This window comes from Kitasatospora purpeofusca (genome assembly GCF_036010405.1).
Classification (GTDB): domain Bacteria; phylum Actinomycetota; class Actinomycetes; order Streptomycetales; family Streptomycetaceae; genus Kitasatospora; species Kitasatospora purpeofusca.
Genome location: NZ_CP108561.1, coordinates 1,377,206 through 1,392,442, shown reverse-complemented (window position 1 = coordinate 1,392,442; position 15,237 = coordinate 1,377,206). Strand labels below are relative to the sequence as shown.

Sequence of the window (15,237 nt, the reverse complement as noted above, 5' to 3'; positions counted from 1 at the left end):
GAGTTGTTGCAGGTAGGGAGTGGGTGTCCATGACCGGTATCGCGGACCGCATCGCAGAGCTGTTCCGGATCAAGGCGCACGCGGTGCTGGATCGGGCAGAGGATCCTCGCGAGGTGCTCGACTACGCGTACGCCCAGCAGGTGGAGCTGTTGCAGCAGGTGAGGCGTGGCCTGGCGGACGTGGCGACGAGCCGGAAACGAACGGAACTGCAGGTCGCCCAGTTGCGGAAGTCGGGCGGGAAGCTGGAGGAGCAGGCGCAGCAGGCGCTGGCCGCCGGACATGAGGACCTGGCGCGAGAGGCGCTGGCCCGGCGGGCGGGTGTGCAGGGGCAGCTCAGCGGGTTGGAGGAGCAGGAACCGTTGCTGCGGGCCGAGGAGGAGAAGCTGACGGCGGCCGCCCGGCGGTTGGAGGCGAGGGTGGAGGCGTTCCGCACGCGCAAGGAGACGCTCAAGGCCGAGTACACCAGGGCCGAGGCCGAGTCCCGTATCGGCGAGACCCTCTCGGGCATCGGTGAGGAGATGGGGAGCGTCGGCGCGGCGGTGCAGCGGGCCCGGGACCGGACGGAACAGCTGCAGGCCCGCTCCGGGGCGTTGGACGAGCTGATGGCCTCCGGTGCACTGGAGGACGCCGCTGCGCCGGCCGGCGTCGACGAGGTCCGGATCGAGCTGGAGCGGATCGGTGCGGACCGGGACGTGGAGGAGGAGTTGAAGCGGCTGAAGGCGAAGCTTCCTGCGGTCCCGGGCCCGGAGGGGGAGGGCGCGGGTCGGGCGGAGTCGGGTGGGGAGTCGTCGGTGTGATCGCGCAGCGTTAGGAGGACGGGCGTGAACCGTTCTGCATCTGCAGTGGTGCCCGTGATCGAGTTGGAGGTCCGGGGCGAGATGCCGCCGGAATCGGCCGATGACGCGCGCACCACGATGCTGGATGTGGCACGTCATGCGCGGGAGCCGGTGCTGTCCGCGCGGGTGAGGCTGACGCAGGGGCGCTAGCCGGCGGTGCGGCGGTCAGCGGTAGCCCGGGCCAGCCTGGACGTGAATGGGCGTCCCGTGCGGGCGCGGGTGGTGGCCGAGACGATTCACGAGGCGATCGATCTCCGCCGTGACCCCGGCTGCCCACGACCAGGAGGTCGACACCGCGGGACCACTCCAGCAACGCCTGGGCGGCGTGGCCGGGCACTGCGACCTGCCGGATCTCCATCGGCGGCTGCGGTCCGGCAACCTCCTCGACCGCCCGGGCCAGGACATGCTCTGCCGTTCGGCACGGCCTGACGTGACCGAGTACAGCAGTCCAGCCTGACTGAGCCGGGTCACTTGACCCTCCCGGCAGGCGAGGAATCGGCCGACAGGCCGTACGGAAGGAACGGTTGGCGAGGAACCCTCGAACGGGGCGCTGCGATTCGCACCGGGACTGCGGATGCTGTGCCCACTCGACCGCGAGGTGCCGCCGCCGCTCGCCGACGAGGCCACACCTCCGGCCCTCACGGCCGAACCCGCCTGCTCGGGCACACGCCGCTCCCGGCAGCGGGAGGATCCGGAACCGGCTGACCCGGTACCGTCCTGAACCGCATCATCCGAATCAGCTGATCGGACAAAGCGGTTGCCGTGGTGGGCGGTTGCTCCGATCGCGGTGGCCGTGGTCGCGCAGCAGGATGGAAGGAGATGCCCGGACGAATGAGGAGGTCTGAGATGGCTGGCGAACTGATGCACAGGCGATCGCACTGGTGGCCCCCGTTTGCGGATTTGTTCGAGGACTTCCCCGTCGACCTGCGGATGGGGGAGCACATGATCCGGGTCGAGGAGTCGGAGGAGGACGGGGCGTACGTGGTCAGGGCCGAGCTTCCGGGGATCGACCCCGCGAAGGACGTCGAGATCACGGTCGAGGGCGGGGTGCTGACCGTCCACGCGGAGCGCACCGAGGAGAAGAAGGACAAGCAGCGCTCGGAGTTCCGCTACGGCTCCTTCACCCGCAGTGTCCGGCTGCCCGAAGGCGTGAACGAGCAGGACATCACCGCGACCTTCGACAAGGGCGTGCTGACCGTGAAGGCCCCGATGGGCGAGGTCGAGAAGCAGGCCCGTCGGATCGAGATCGCGCGCGGCCCTGAGGGGTGAGGACGGGCTCGGTGCGGTGCGGGGCACCGCACCGATGGCTTCGTCGCTCTGTGCGGCTTCCCGGCCGGGCGAGAGCTGTGGTGAGCTGACGCCGTGGGGTGGGCGGTCGTCCGGTCCGGGTGATGCCCCCGGGGCGGAGACTGTCATGTCGTCGACGCGTAGCCCGGCCCGCCATCACCGGCCGCCGGATCCGAATCGCCGATACCTTGGCGTCGGCCCGGGCCCGTGACCGGTTCCCGAGCGGAAGTGTCCGCTACGGCACGACGCCTCCCGAACGTGGCCGCCGTCCGGCGCCGCAGCCTCTCGGGTCGTGGCGTCGCCGACAGCTGACGAGCCGGTCCGGCGGTCCTCGTGGATTGGGTCAGCTCGCGCCATTCGGACGGTCAATGTGTACTGGACCCTGCCGGTCCACGGCCCGGCGCGTAGCGCGTCAGGGCAGACGTGACGCCGTGGCGCATCCGTCGCCATCTTGCTCGCACCAGCGGAGGAACCCATGTCCACGATCCGCCAGGTGATCCCGTTCTCCGGTCTCGGCCGTGGGGATGTCGGGCTTGTCGGAGGAAAGAACGCCTCGCTCGGGGAGATGATCGTCAACCTGGGCCCGGCCGGTGTCCGGGTGCCGGACGGCTTCGCGAGCACCGCCGACGCCTACCGGGAGTTCCTCGACACCGGCGGCCTCCGGCAGCGGATCACCGACCAGATCGACCTGCTGAACGGCGGCGCGCCACTCGACGAGGTGGGCGCGGCGATCCGCGCCGCGATGCTCGGCACGCCACTGCCGCCCGCCTTGGAGGAGGAGTTGGCCGCGGCGTACGCCAGGCTCGGACGCGAGGCCGGCCGGGAGGACCCGGACGTCGCGGTGCGCAGCAGTGCGACGGCCGAGGACCTGCCGGAGGCGAGTTTCGCGGGACAGCAGGACACCTACCTGAACGTCCGTGGCCGGGAGGGCCTGCTGGACGCCTGCCGGCGCTGCTACGCCTCGCTGTTCACCGACCGGGCGATCGACTACCGCGAGCGGACGGGCTTCGATCAGCTCGCTGTGGCGCTCTCGGTGGGCGTGCAGCTGATGGTCCGCTCCGACCTGGCCGGGGCCGGGGTGATGTTCACCCTCGACACCGAGAGCGGCTTCCCGGACGCCGTCGTGGTCAGCGCGGCCTGGGGGCTGGGTGAGACGGTGGTCAGCGGGCAGGTCGACCCCGACGAGTACCTGGTCTTCAAACCGCTGCTGGAGAACCCCGGCCTCGACCCGGTCATCCACACCGAGATCGGCGCCAAACGCCGCAAGGCCGTCTACGCCGACCGGGGCCTCACCCGTACGCTGGACACCAGCGCCGAGGAGCGCGTCCGTCAGGTGTTGGACGCCGCGGAGGTGCGCCTTCTCGCGGGCTGGGGCGTGGTCATCGAGCGGCACTACGGCTGCCCGATGGACATCGAGTGGGCCAAGGACGGCCGGACCGGCGAGATCTTCATAGTCCAGGCCCGTCCCGAGACCGTGGTGTCCCGGCGGCGCGCGACGATGCTGCACCGCTTCCGGCTGACCGGCTCGGGGGAGTCGCTCGTCGACGGGATCGCGGTCGGCGAGGCGATCGGCACGGGCGCGGTCTGCGCGCTGACCACAGCCGTCGCGCTTGAGCGTTTCCCGGCCGGGGCCGTGCTGGTCACCGGGATCACCGACCCGGACTGGGAACCCCTCATGAAGCGGGCCGCCGCGATCGTCACCGACCACGGCGGGCGCACCTCGCACGCCGCCATCGTCAGCCGCGAACTCGGCGTGCCCGCGATCGTGGGAACCGGCCACGCGACGGAGCTGCTGCACGACGGCCAGGAGGTCACCGTCTGCTGCGCCGAGGGCGAGGACGGTCATGTCTATGCCGGACTGCTCGACTACGAGCAGTCCGAGATCGACCTCGCCGGGTTGGCGAAGACCCGTACCCGGGTGATGCTGAACCTGGCCGACCCGGCCGCCGCGTTCCGCTGGTGGCAGCTGCCGGCGGACGGGGTGGGGCTGGCCCGGATGGAGTTCGTCGTCGCGCACCAGGTCAAGGCCCATCCGATGGCACTGGTCCATCCCGATCGCCTCGACGCCGAGGAGCGCCGCCGCGTCGACGCGCTCACCGACGGTTACGAGGACCGGACCCGGTACTTCACGGACCGCCTCGCCCAGGGCATCGCCCGGATCGCGGCCTCGCGCTGGCCGGACCCGGTGATCGTGCGCACCAGCGACTTCAAGACCAACGAGTACGCCAAACTGGTGGGCGGGCGCCCCTTCGAACCGCTGGAGGCCAATCCGATGATCGGCTGGCGCGGCGCCAGCCGGTACTACAGCGAGGGATACCGGGAGGGTTTCGCCCTGGAGTGCCGGGCGCTGCGGCGGGTCCGCGACGAGATGGGCCTGACGAACGTGGTGGTGATGATCCCGTTCTGCCGCACCACGGGGGAGGCCGACCGGGTGCTCGCGGTGATGGCCGACGAGGGCCTGCCACGCGGTGGCAACGGGCTGAAGGTGTACGTGATGGCGGAGATCCCGGCCAACGTGATTCTCGCGGCGGAGTTCGCCGAACGGTTCGACGGCTTCTCCATCGGCAGCAACGACCTCACCCAGCTCACCCTGGGCGTCGACCGTGACTCCGATGCCCTCGCGCATCTCTTCGACGAGACCGATCCTGCCGTCACCCGGAGCATCGAGACCCTGATCGCCACGGCGCACGCGGCCGGCCGCCCGGTGGGCCTGTGCGGCCAGAGGCCCAGTGACGATCCGGCGTTCACCCGGTTCCTGGTGCGTGCCGGGATCGACTCGATCTCGGTGGCGCCGGACAGCTTCGTGGCCGTGAAGGAGCACGTGGCCGCCGCCGAACGGGCCTGATCGCGCATGCCCGGCCACGGGTGGCTCGGGCGGGATGAGCCCGCCGGAGGCCGCCGGGGCAGGTGCCGGGCGGTCGGGGGCTGGTGATCAGGGGCGGGGAGCGGTCGGCTGCCTCCGGTCGCGGCTCTGCCCGGCCGAGTCGACGGCCCCGCGCACCTCGACGGCGATCTCCGCAAGGGGGATCCGCCGCGTCTCGTCCGATGCCCGTTCGGTCAGCTCCACCGCCCCGTTGGCGAGTCCGCGACTGCCCACGGTGACGCGTAGCGGGATGCCGACGAGTTCGGCATCCCGGAATTTGACGCCGACCCGCTCGGAGCGGTCGTCGATGATCGTGTCCACCCCGGCGGCGAGCAACTGCCGGTAGACCTTCTCACCGGCCGCGGCCGTGGCCCCGTCGTCGGGCTGGGCCACCACGACGACCGCCTCGAAGGGAGCGATGGCCATCGGCCAGACGATGCCCTTGTCGTCGTGGTGGCACTCGACGGCGGCTGCCATCGACCGCTCGATGCCGATGCCGTAGCAGCCCATGACGACCTTCCTGGGTCTGCCGTCGGCGTCCAGGACGGTGAGGTCGAAGGCGTCGCTGTAGGTGTGGCCGAGTTTGAAGATGTGGCCGGTCTCGATCGCCTTCTGGACCTGCAGCGGCCGTTCGCACCGCACGCAAGGCTCACCGGAGGTGACCTCGCGAAGGTCCGTCCACCGGGAGACGGCGATGTCCCGTTCCACGTCGACGCCCCGCAGGTGGACACCGTCCTCGTTGGCGCCGGTGAACATGTCCCTGCGGCCCCGCAGGGCCTCGTCCGCCAGGATGGTTACCGACGTGACCCCGACGGCGCCGAGGCTTCCCGGTAGGGCGCCGAGGGCTTCCCGGATCTCCTCGGGTCGGGCGGGCCGCACCGTGCCGACGCCGCCGGCGTCCGCGAGCTTCTGCTCGGCCAGCGCGTGGTCGCCGCGCAGGAGGACGAGGGAGAGCTGCCCGTCCAGGACGTGGACGAGGGTCTTCACCTGGCGCTCGGCGGGCGCGTCGAAGCGGGAGGCCAGGTCGTCGATCGTCCGTACACCGGGGGTGTCGAACGGCTCCGGCGCGGGCAGGCCCGGACCGTCCGCGATCGCGGCGAGCCGGGAGGCGGCTCTCTCGCTGTTGGCTGCGTAACCGCAGGAGGGGCAGTGGACGACGAAGTCCTCACCGGCCTCGGCGGGGCACATGAACTCCGTCGACGCGGCCCCGCCCATGCTGCCGCTGGACGCCTCCACCGGGATGGCCGGAATCCCCAGCCGCGCGAAGATCCGCAGGTAGGCCTCACGGTGCAGGTCGAACGACCGGTCCAGGCCCTCCTGCGTCAGGTCGAAGCTGTAGGAGTCCTTCATCGTGAACTCCCGGGTCCGTAGCAAGCCGCCCTTGGCGCGGGGTTCATCGCGGAACTTGGTCTGGAACTGGTACCACGTCTGCGGCAGTTCACGGTACGACTTCAGCTCGGTGGCGAGCGACGTGAAGATCTCCTCGTGGGTCATGCCCAGCGTCAGTTCGGCGCCCTTGCGGTCCTTCAGGCGGAACATCTCCTCCCCCATGGCATCCCACCGGCCGCTGCGCCGCCACACCGCCGCCGGGTGCATTGCCGGCAGGGAGAACTCCTGCGCCCCGATGGCGGTCATCTCCTCCCGGATGATGGTGATGATCTTCGACCGCACCCGGACGGCGAGCGGCAGCAGCGAGTAGTGGCCCGCCATGAGCTGCCTGATGAATCCGGCGCGAAGCAGGAGCTGATGGCTCGGCGCGTCGGCCTCCGCCGGGTTCTCGCGAAGGGTCGGGATGTGCATCTGGGACCAGCGCATGGCCAGCAGCTTTCGTTCGATGGCCGACGGGTCTGCCGCGGCCGGTTCCAGGGGCTTGTCGGCGGGAGCCGGATTGATGCGTTCCGAAGGGTCGTCGGCCGGTTGTCCGTCATTCCAGTCGACCCGCACCGCAGGCCGGGTGCGGCCCGCCCCCTTCGATGGTGCTCCCCGTCCGAGGCATCCGGCGCCGCCCGCCACGCCGACGCAATTCGTTGCCGCCGTACTGCAACAGCCGCCGCTGCGCCTCGACCGAGGTCAGTCCGACCCGCGAACTGTGCAGATCGCGCAGGAGCAGTTCCGCCGCCTCCTCGGGATCGAGCCCGGGAGGCCGCACCCACGTTTCGTGTCGACTCTTCACCGAACAGACGTTAGGTCCGGCTGGGACCCCGCCGGCGGAACGACACCTCAGGCCGGGGCCTGTGCCTGCCTGCCCGTGCGGCTTGGGGGCGGGAAGGCAGCACGGGCCGGCGGCTACGGGGTGCTCCCGATCGCGCCTCCCGTACCCGCGCAGCAGGATGGAAGGGGTGACCGAGCGAGGAGGTCGAGATGGCGGGCGATCTGCTAGTGGACGTGGGTACTGGTGGCCTTCGTGCCAGGACCTGTTCGGGGACCCTTCCCTGGAGTTCCGTCTCTCTCCGGATGACCCGGGAGCGCAGCCACGGACGATCGAGATCACAATCGCCGTGTGACCGTGATGAGCGGCCCTGAGGTGTCTGGTCCGCTTGCGGCGGGTAGCGGCGGGAGGAGCCCAATGCCGGGGAGCACGCCTCCGATCCTCACCCTGACGGTGAACCCCACCATCGACATCTGCTGCGAGGTCGACCGCCTGGAGGGCATCGGCAAGACCCGCGCCCGGGTCAGGTCCGTGGCCGCCGGCGGCGGAGGGATCAACGTCGCCCGGGGCGTGTCGCGGCTCGGGGGACGGGCGACCGCCGTCCACACCGCCGGCCGCGAGGTCGGCCAGCGCCTGAACCGGCTACTGGACGAGGAGGGGGTCGACCACCTCGCTCTCGGGATCGCGGGTGAGACCCGCGAGGCGTTCGTGCTGTTCGAGACCGAGTCGCGCCGCAGCTATCACATCGTGCCGCCGGGCCCGCGACTGGACGCCTCGGAGGGAGAGCGTCTCCTGGACGCGCTGGGCCGGGCAGCCGGCAGTCACCGGTACGTCGTGGCCAGCGGCAGTCTGCCCAGCGGCCTGCCCGACGCCTTCTACGCGGCTGTCGCCCGCCGGGTCAAGGAGGCCGGGGCCCGGCTGGTGCTGGACACCTCGGGGCGGGCCCTGCGCGAGTCACTGCACGAGGGCGTCTTTCTGCGGAGGTGCAACAATCACGAGGCCGCCTCCCTCGCCGGCCGGGCGGTCCGGAGCTTCGACGATGCTCGGGCTGTCAACGAGTCCCTGCTTGCCGCAGGAGCGACTGAGATCGCCGTCACCACCCTCGGGGAACTCGGCGCACTCTGTTCGACCAGGCAGGGTCATACCGAGTTGAGAGTCCCGCCGTTGCCCGGCGAGCCACTCAGCGACGCCGGGGCCGGAGACGCAATGGTGGCCGCACTCACTTTTCGGCTGGCTGCGGGCGACGATCCGGTCGAGGCCTGTGCCCTCGGGGTGGCCGTGGCCGCCGCATCGGTGCTCACCCCCGACACCGAACCGTTCGATCGGGAGGTTGCTGAGTCCCTCTACCCCGCGGTGCGGACAAGACGGCAAGCCGGTTCATGACCGAACCGCCCCCTGGCCGTCCGCACCCGCCGGCGGTCGCCGCTGCGACGTCGACGAACTGCACGGGCAGGTGCGGCGGGGCGGTGCCGTGCCGTGGTGGCGCATTCCGGGTTTCGAGGCTGCGGAACGGAGACGGAGGCCCTCCGCGTCGGAGGGTCCGCCTCCCCTGCGGCAGCGCTCGCCGGACCACGGAGCGGCCGAGGTCATGGACATGGGGGGACGCGGCTCGGATCAGGTGCTGAAGGACCAGCGCCGAGACCGAGCTGCGGGCCTACCAGGGGCGGGGTACCTCCTGTTCCCGGGCCCGGGAGTGTGTCGCCGGTGTCCCGGGGGTCGGCGCGGTGGGTGGGGTGCGCAGGGCGAGGACGGCGAGGTCGTCGCGTCCATCGGTGAGGTGGGCGTCGGCCAGGGTCCGGCACAGGTCTTCGAGGGGCAGAGCGGCGTGGGCGGCGGCGACCTGGGCGAGGGCGGTGAGGCCGGCGTCCAGGGGGCGGTGGGGGTGCTCGACCAGGCCGTCCGTGAAGAGCACGAGGGTGGCGTTGCCGGGCAGGGGGCGTTTGTGGTCGGGGCGGGGCACGTCGGGGTCGACGCCGAGGGGCAGGCCGGGGTCGGCGTGCAGGTAGCGGGTGGTGCCGTCGGGGTCGATCAGGAGTGGTGGCGGGTGTCCGGCGTTACTCCAGTGGAGTGTCCAGCCGTCCTCGGCGGGTTCGATGCGGGCGAGGCAGGTGGTGGTGATCGGGTTGTCGGTGATCGCCTGGAGGGTGCGGTCGAGCTGCGTCAGGACGCGGCTGGGCGGGGTGCGGCGGTCGTAGAGGAGGGCGCGCAGCATGTTGCGGGTCTGGGCCATGGTGGCGGCGGACTTCAGGTCGTGTCCGGCGACGTCGCCGATGACCAGGGCGCAGGCGCCGTCGGGGAGCATCAGGGCGTCGTACCAGTCGCCGCCGACGTGGTCCGGGGTGGCGGCGGGGCGGTAGATCGCTGCGACGGAGAAGGGTGTCACATCGGGCAGGCTGGGAAGGAGGAGGCGCTGGAAGTACTCGGCGTTGGCGCGGACCTGCCGGTAGAGGCGGGCGTTCTCGATGGCGAGGCCGGCTGCGCCGGCGAGTGCCACGAGGATGTCCTGATCGTGGTCGTCGAAGGGCAGTCCGTCGCGCCGCTCGCACAGGTAGAGGTTGCCGTAGACCCGTCCGCGTCCGGTGAGTGCCACCCCGAGCAGTGTCCGCATCGGCGGGTGGCCCGGCGGAAAGCCCACGGCGTCCGGGTGGGCGCCGATGTCCGCGACACGCAGCGGTTCGGGGTGCTCGATGAGGTGCCCCAGGAGTCCGCGACCGTGCGGGAGGGCGACCCCGGCCAGCGCTGCGACCTGCTGCTCGCTCAGCCCGACGGGGATGAACTCCTCCAGGTGTTCGCCGTCCTCGCTGAGCACGCCGAGTGCGCCGTAGCGGGCGTCGACCAGGCTCATCGCGGTGGTGATCACCCGGCGGAGCACGACGGGCAGGTCCAGGTCCCGGCCCACCGCCATCACCGCGTCCAGCAGGTCCTGGAATCGGCGCTGGGTGTGGGCCAGGTCCCGTAGACGGCCGACGATCCGGTCCATCTCGTCGTCGATTCGGTGGCTGCGGTCGGGAACGTCCGCCCACCCGGATCCATCCTCCGGATCCACCCGGCCCACCTTCGATTCCCGTGCTGGACGACCGTACCTTCGACGCGTCGCGCAACCGGACGCCGGACGCGGCGGCGCGTCCTGCTCCCAACCGTAGGCAGGTCCGTCGCCGGCCGCGACCGTGACCGGCGCAGTCGCGTCCTCAGCTGCCGCGGTAGCACTCGGACAGGTCTCCCGCCGTGGTGTTGCCCGTATCCCTGGACCTGGGGCCCCGGTGGGTGATCGGGAAGCCTGCAGGGACTTCGTTGCGCCCGGCGGTGCGGTGGTGCCGCGCCCGTCCGGTCTCGTGCGACCGTGCCCTCCGCTCGGCCCCGTCGTCAGCGGTGCCACCGTCGTTGCTCTGCCAACCGGCGCCGGATGACGATCAGGTCGATCACCGCGACGACGGTGGACACGGCGCACAGCACGGCGAGGCCCGTGAAGAACGCTCGGTCGGCGCGCGGTGCGGGCAGTGCGTTCGCCGCAAGCAACGTGAAGACGATGGCCCCGAGCAGGAAGAACGGGACGAAGATCCGTCCGAGTAGCCGTCGGGCCGGCAGATCGCTGCGTGCCCAGCGCGGCTCGGTGCCGAAGTGCCGCCACCGCCGGGCGGCGGCCCGCGCGCGGCGGTCGGCCGCCGCGGCTTTCCAGCGCTCGGCAAGGCGGTGAGACCCGTGGTGCGGTGTGTGGAACGGCTGCGTCATCTTCTCGTGGGCCCTCCGTGCGATGCCCTGCACCGGTCTCCGGCGAAGGCCGTGTCCCCTCGGCCTCGGCCGGAAGGGGACGGTGACGGCTACGGGGTCCCGGTCGCCCCGTTGGGCGCCGGTACGTGAACGGGGTCGGGAGCAGGTAGGTGAACGGACTTGGTCGCGAGTTGGGTGTCCGAGGTGTCCGGGGTGTCCGGGCGTGGGTGTGGTGCGGGAGCGGCGGCGGCGGTCGCCTCGCGGGAGAGGAAGGAGCCGAGTTCGCCGATGGTGCTCATCAGGGGTGCAGGGAAGACGACGGTGCTGTTCTTGTCGACGGCGATCTCGACGAGGCTCTGCAGGTTGCGCAGTTGGAGGGCGAGCGGGTGGGCCATCATCGTGTCGGAGGCTTCGCCGAGTGCGGAGGCGGCCAGGGCCTCTCCCTGCGCACTGATGATCTTGGCGCGCTTCTCCCGCTCGGCTTCGGCCTGCTTGGCCATCGCGCGCTTCATGGTGTCGGGCAGTTGGATGTCCTTGAGTTCGACCAGGGTGACGTCCACGCCCCATTCGGTCGTGGTGACGTCCAGGATCTGGCGGATGTCCAGGTTGATGCGGTCGGTCTCGGACAGGGTCTCGTCCAGGGTGTGCCGGCCGACGACCTTGCGCAGGGTCGTCTGGGCGATCTGGTTGATCGCGGAGTTCACGTTCTCGATGGCGACGACCGACTTGATCGCGTCCACGACGCGGAAGTAGGCGACGGCGGAGACGTCGACGCTGACGTTGTCGCGGGTGATGATGCCCTGGGACTGGATCGGCATGGTGACGATCCGCAGTGAGATGTGGTGCATGACGTCGGCGAACGGGATGATCAGGCGCAGTCCCGGGTCGCGTGCTCCGGTGATCCGGCCGAACCGGAAGACGACCCCCTTTTCGTACTGCCGGACGATGCGGATCGACATCGCGAGCCCGATCAGGACCAGGATGACGAGCACCACCAGGACCGCTATCAGGGCGGTCATGTCGGCTCCCTTCGGTTGCGGGCCTGCCTCGACAGCCAGGTCCGGGAACGCGTCGCCGCGAGCAGAGCGACCAGGAGGCGCGGGACCGGTCTTCGGTCCTACCGTGAGCCTGCCCCGCATCCGGTGCCGGCGACAGGGCCGAACGGGCCCGCTCCCGTCGTGACCGGCCCACCCAAGTGCAGGACCTCCTGCGCCGGCGGGTCACCGAAGGCGTCCCCGGGAGCGGCATCCGTCGCCCGAACGCCGGCACCGGAGCGGGGCGGCCGGCAAGGCACGTACCCGGCCACCCTGCGCCTCGCCCGCAACCACACCCCCGGGGGCGACCGTCCGCCGGCATTGCGTCGCACCTGAGTGGGAGTGCCCAGCACCCCCACTCACTCACCGCTCGTGCCGCTGCGCCCCACCGCTGCGCCCCACCGCGTAGCCGAGCCGCAGCATGAGTTGGACGTGGTCGGGTGGGCTGTCGGGGTCGCGGAGGCGCCACCGGGTCTCGGGCCATTCGACGGCCTGGTGCAGGACGGAGGCGCGCAGGCCGTGGACTGTGGCGAGCAGCCAGACGTGCTCCAGCGCCTGTCCGGTGCGCAGCCAGTCCGCGGGCTGGTCGGTGCGGGTGCTCAGCAGGCACAGCTGGGGGAGCGGCTCGAAGTGCCGCGGGGTGAGGGCGTCGGGGCGCCCGGCGGTGAAGTCGCGCATCGCAACCCGGGCGTCGCGGTCCTGCGGACCCAGCGCCGCGGCCGGGACGCCGTCGGAGGCAGGAGCCTCCAGGCGCAGCCAGCTGCGGGTCTCCGCCTGGCGGGCCAGGTCGGCGGTGGTGCGCCGCTCGGCCTCAGCGGTCACCGTGAGGACGCGCAGCACGCCGTCCTCCTCGAGCGGGGAGAGCACCGCCTCCTCCTCCCGTGCGGCTTCGATCAGCTCGCCGAGGACGGTCTCCGGAATGTCGCGGTTGGTGAACGGCTGCCGACTGGAGTGACGATTCCGGATTGCGGGGTAGAGGTGGTGCCCGAAGGGGTGCCGCGCTGCGGGCTCGTCGAGGCCGATCTCGGCGAGCAGATGCGGGTCGGCCGGGTCGGGGAGCAGGCCCACGCTCGCCGCCCGGCCGAGCCGACCGGCGCCGACTCGCAGGTTGAACACGGCCGCTCCGACGGACCGTGCAGGGCCCGGCCCAGTGGGTCGGCGATGGCGACGGCTCGCCTCGGGTCACCGAAGACCAGTATTCGCCGCGCATCCGGGGTGGGCCGCAGGCGCCAGGGCTGGCTGTTGTGCACCGACGGTGCCGCGCCCGCGGCGGCCGCCAGCAGTTTCAGCTGATCGAGGGTGAGGGCCGGTTCAGCCATGATCGATCATCCTTCCGCTGTCGGGACGCCTCTTCGGTTCAGCAGGGTGTGTGCATCCCACGTCCATGCTGCTCCCCGCTGCCGCGCGGCGCGAAGTTCCCGGGGCGGGCGACCGGGCCCTTGCCGCGCCCCCAGGCCGGGCGGTCCCGTGTCTGTCAGGCTGGAGGAGGCCCTATCGGCAATCCGGAAGGGAGCAGCCATGGAAACCGAGGCCATTCGTGCTCGGCCGGTGCCAGGAGTCGCGCCCAATCTCGCCGACTACGAGCGGGCCCGGCGCGATTTCTCGTGGGAGTCGGCGCGTGAGGCACTCGACGGGCTGCCGGGCGGCCGGGGTCTCAACATCGCGTACGAGGCGGTCGACCGGCACGTCGCCGCCGGACGCGGCGAGCGCGCCGCGCTGCGCTGCGTTGCCGTGGATAGGCAGGTCAGCACGGTGACGTACGACGAGCTGGCCCGCTGGACGAACCGCTTCGCGAATGTGCTGCGTTCACTGGGCGTGGGCCGCGGCGACCGGGTCGCCTCGCTGCTGAGCCGCTGCCCTGAGCTGTACGTGTCCGTTCTCGGGACGCTGAAGAACACCTCGGTGTTCTGCCCGCTCTTCCCCGCCTTCGGGCCGGTCCCGGTCGAGGAACGGCTGCGGCTGGGCGGTGTGCGGGTGCTGGTCACGACCGAGGACCTCTACCGGAGAAAGGTGGCGGCCCGGCGCGAGCAGCTGGCGCAGCTGGAAACGGTGCTGATCGTGGGAGCGTGCACCGAGCCGCTGCCGGGCACCCGCTCCTTCGACGCGATGCTGGCGCAGGCGTCCGAGGCGTTCACGATCCCGGGCACCGACCCGCAGGAGATGGCGCTGCTGCACTTCACCAGCGGCACCACCGGTACTCCCAAAGGTGCGATCCACGTGCACGAGGCCGTGGTGGCCCATCACGCCACCGCCGCGTTCGCCCTCGACCTGCATCCCGACGACGTGTTCTGGTGCACCGCCGACCCGGGCTGGGTCACGGGCACCTCGTACGGGGTCATCGCGCCGCTCACCCACGGGGTGACGATGGTGGTCGACGCGGGGGAGTACGAGGCCCGCCGGTGGTACGGCATCCTCGCGGAGGAGCGGGTGAGCGTCTGGTACACGGCCCCGACCGCGATCCGGATGCTGATGCGGGCGAGCCCTCGGGGGAGCCCGCCCGACCTGCCGCGCTCCTTCGACCTGTCGGCGCTGCGGTTCATCGCCAGCGTCGGTGAACCGCTCAACCCGGAGGCGGTCCGCTGGGGGCAGGAGATCCTGGGCCTGCCGATCCACGACAACTGGTGGCAGACGGAGACCGGCGCGATCATGATCGCGAACTTCGCGGCCACCGAGATCAGGCCCGGCTCGATGGGTCGCCCGCTGCCCGGCGTCGTGGCCGGCCTGCTGGAGCGCGGTCCGGACGGGCGAGCAGTAGTGACGGACGGTCAGGTGGAGGAGATCGGCACGCCGGGGCACGAGGGCGAGCTGGCACTGCGTCCGGGCTGGCCGTCGATGTTCCGCGGCTATCTGAACGCCGAGGAGCGTTACGAGGCCTCCTTCGCGGGCGGCTGGTACCTCACCGGCGACGTCGCCCGGCGCGACGAGGACGGCTACTACTGGTTCGTCGGCCGCGCCGACGACGTGATCAAGTCCGCCGGGCACCTGGTCGGGCCGTTCGAGGTGGAGAGCACCTTGATGGAGCATCCGGCGGTCGCCGAGGCAGGGGTGATCGGCCGTCCCGACCCGGTCGCCGGCGAGATCGTCAAGGCGTTCGTCTCCCTCAAGCCGGGATTCGAGCCGGGCACCGGTCTGGCCCGTGAGATCACCGCCTTCGCGCGCAGGCGACTCGGACCGGCCATCGCGCCCCGCGAGATCGCCTTCGACCAGCACCTCCCCAAGACCCGCAGCGGCAAGGTGATGCGCCGACTGCTGAAAGCCCGTGAGCTGGGCCTGCCGGAGGGCGACACCTCGGCCCTGGAGGAGTCCCGATGAGCCCGCGCCGAACGGCAGCAGCACCGACCGCCTCGCGCGGCAGGACCC

The 15,237-nt window shown here is 71.5% G+C and carries 13 protein-coding genes; 7 read left to right on the top strand and 6 right to left on the bottom strand.

Annotation, left to right across the window (positions count from 1 at the left end; translation table 11 throughout):
- Positions 1-29: 29 nt before the first annotated feature.
- The 5 genes from OG715_RS06095 (at position 30) to ppsA (ending at position 4,968) form a co-directional block, all read left to right on the top strand.
- Positions 30-797, top strand: coding sequence for a PspA/IM30 family protein (locus tag OG715_RS06095; protein ID WP_266276688.1), 768 nt, complete (start codon positions 30-32; stop codon positions 795-797).
- Positions 798-821: 24 nt separating this feature from the next.
- The gene (locus OG715_RS06090) at positions 822-986 is read left to right on the top strand and encodes a hypothetical protein (protein ID WP_266276690.1); all 165 of its coding nucleotides are present in this window, start codon (positions 822-824) and stop codon (positions 984-986) included.
- Between the two features lie 109 nt (positions 987-1,095).
- On the top strand, positions 1,096-1,293 hold the full coding sequence (locus OG715_RS06085) for a hypothetical protein (RefSeq protein ID WP_327064120.1): 198 nt from the start codon (positions 1,096-1,098) through the stop codon (positions 1,291-1,293).
- A 389-nt stretch (positions 1,294-1,682) separates the two neighbouring features.
- The gene (locus OG715_RS06080) at positions 1,683-2,105 is read left to right on the top strand and encodes an Hsp20/alpha crystallin family protein (protein WP_266276691.1); all 423 of its coding nucleotides are present in this window, start codon (positions 1,683-1,685) and stop codon (positions 2,103-2,105) included.
- 493 nt (positions 2,106-2,598) lie between these two features.
- Positions 2,599-4,968, top strand: coding sequence for a phosphoenolpyruvate synthase (gene ppsA, locus OG715_RS06075; protein WP_266276692.1), 2,370 nt, complete (start codon positions 2,599-2,601; stop codon positions 4,966-4,968).
- An 87-nt stretch (positions 4,969-5,055) separates the two neighbouring features.
- On the opposite strand, the gene OG715_RS06070 is transcribed toward ppsA, so the two are convergent.
- A complete protein-coding gene (locus tag OG715_RS06070; RefSeq protein ID WP_266276693.1) occupies positions 5,056-6,801 on the bottom strand; it encodes a proline--tRNA ligase in 1,746 nt (581 codons plus the stop codon).
- Between the two features lie 109 nt (positions 6,802-6,910).
- Entirely contained in the window at positions 6,911-7,159 is a 249-nt protein-coding gene (locus tag OG715_RS06065; protein ID WP_266276695.1) for a cation-transporting P-type ATPase, read from the bottom strand.
- 393 nt (positions 7,160-7,552) lie between these two features.
- Here OG715_RS06065 and OG715_RS06060 point away from each other — a divergent pair, with 393 nt between their 5' ends.
- Complete coding sequence (locus OG715_RS06060) at positions 7,553-8,518, top strand: 1-phosphofructokinase family hexose kinase (RefSeq protein WP_327064119.1); 966 nt, start codon at positions 7,553-7,555, stop codon at positions 8,516-8,518.
- 271 nt (positions 8,519-8,789) lie between these two features.
- Here OG715_RS06060 and OG715_RS06055 read toward each other — a convergent pair whose 3' ends face one another.
- The 4 genes from OG715_RS06055 to OG715_RS06040 form a co-directional block, all read right to left on the bottom strand.
- Positions 8,790-10,115 carry a PP2C family protein-serine/threonine phosphatase gene (locus OG715_RS06055; RefSeq protein WP_266277436.1) on the bottom strand — a complete coding sequence of 442 codons (1,326 nt, stop codon included), beginning with the start codon at positions 10,113-10,115 and terminating at the stop codon, positions 8,790-8,792.
- Positions 10,116-10,498: 383 nt separating this feature from the next.
- Positions 10,499-10,864 carry a hypothetical protein gene (locus OG715_RS06050; RefSeq protein WP_266276697.1) on the bottom strand — a complete coding sequence of 122 codons (366 nt, stop codon included), beginning with the start codon at positions 10,862-10,864 and terminating at the stop codon, positions 10,499-10,501.
- A gap of 89 nt (positions 10,865-10,953) precedes the next feature.
- Complete coding sequence (locus OG715_RS06045; RefSeq protein WP_266276699.1) at positions 10,954-11,862, bottom strand: slipin family protein; 909 nt, start codon at positions 11,860-11,862, stop codon at positions 10,954-10,956.
- Positions 11,863-12,240: 378 nt separating this feature from the next.
- Complete coding sequence (locus OG715_RS06040) at positions 12,241-12,993, bottom strand: nitroreductase family protein (protein WP_266276701.1); 753 nt, start codon at positions 12,991-12,993, stop codon at positions 12,241-12,243.
- A gap of 402 nt (positions 12,994-13,395) precedes the next feature.
- Between OG715_RS06040 and acsA the strand changes: the two genes are divergently transcribed.
- Positions 13,396-15,189: an acetate--CoA ligase gene (gene acsA / locus OG715_RS06035; protein WP_266276703.1), complete on the top strand. Its 1,794-nt coding sequence runs from the start codon at positions 13,396-13,398 to the stop codon at positions 15,187-15,189.
- Positions 15,190-15,237: the final 48 nt, after the last annotated feature.

What these genes read in the sequence shown, in the direction of transcription:
- OG715_RS06095 (WP_266276688.1), top strand. Translation starts at nt 30, where the DNA reads ATGACCGGTATCGCGGACCGCATCGCAGAGCTGTTCCGGATCAAGGCG.
- OG715_RS06080 (WP_266276691.1), top strand. Translation starts at nt 1,683, where the DNA reads ATGGCTGGCGAACTGATGCACAGGCGATCGCACTGGTGGCCCCCGTTT.
- ppsA (WP_266276692.1), top strand. Translation starts at nt 2,599, where the DNA reads ATGTCCACGATCCGCCAGGTGATCCCGTTCTCCGGTCTCGGCCGTGGG.
- OG715_RS06070 (WP_266276693.1), bottom strand. Translation starts at nt 6,801, where the DNA reads ATGCGCTGGTCCCAGATGCACATCCCGACCCTTCGCGAGAACCCGGCG.
- OG715_RS06060 (WP_327064119.1), top strand. Translation starts at nt 7,553, where the DNA reads ATGCCGGGGAGCACGCCTCCGATCCTCACCCTGACGGTGAACCCCACC.
- OG715_RS06055 (WP_266277436.1), bottom strand. Translation starts at nt 10,115, where the DNA reads ATGGACCGGATCGTCGGCCGTCTACGGGACCTGGCCCACACCCAGCGC.
- OG715_RS06050 (WP_266276697.1), bottom strand. Translation starts at nt 10,864, where the DNA reads ATGACGCAGCCGTTCCACACACCGCACCACGGGTCTCACCGCCTTGCC.
- OG715_RS06045 (WP_266276699.1), bottom strand. Translation starts at nt 11,862, where the DNA reads ATGACCGCCCTGATAGCGGTCCTGGTGGTGCTCGTCATCCTGGTCCTG.
- acsA (WP_266276703.1), top strand. Translation starts at nt 13,396, where the DNA reads ATGGAAACCGAGGCCATTCGTGCTCGGCCGGTGCCAGGAGTCGCGCCC.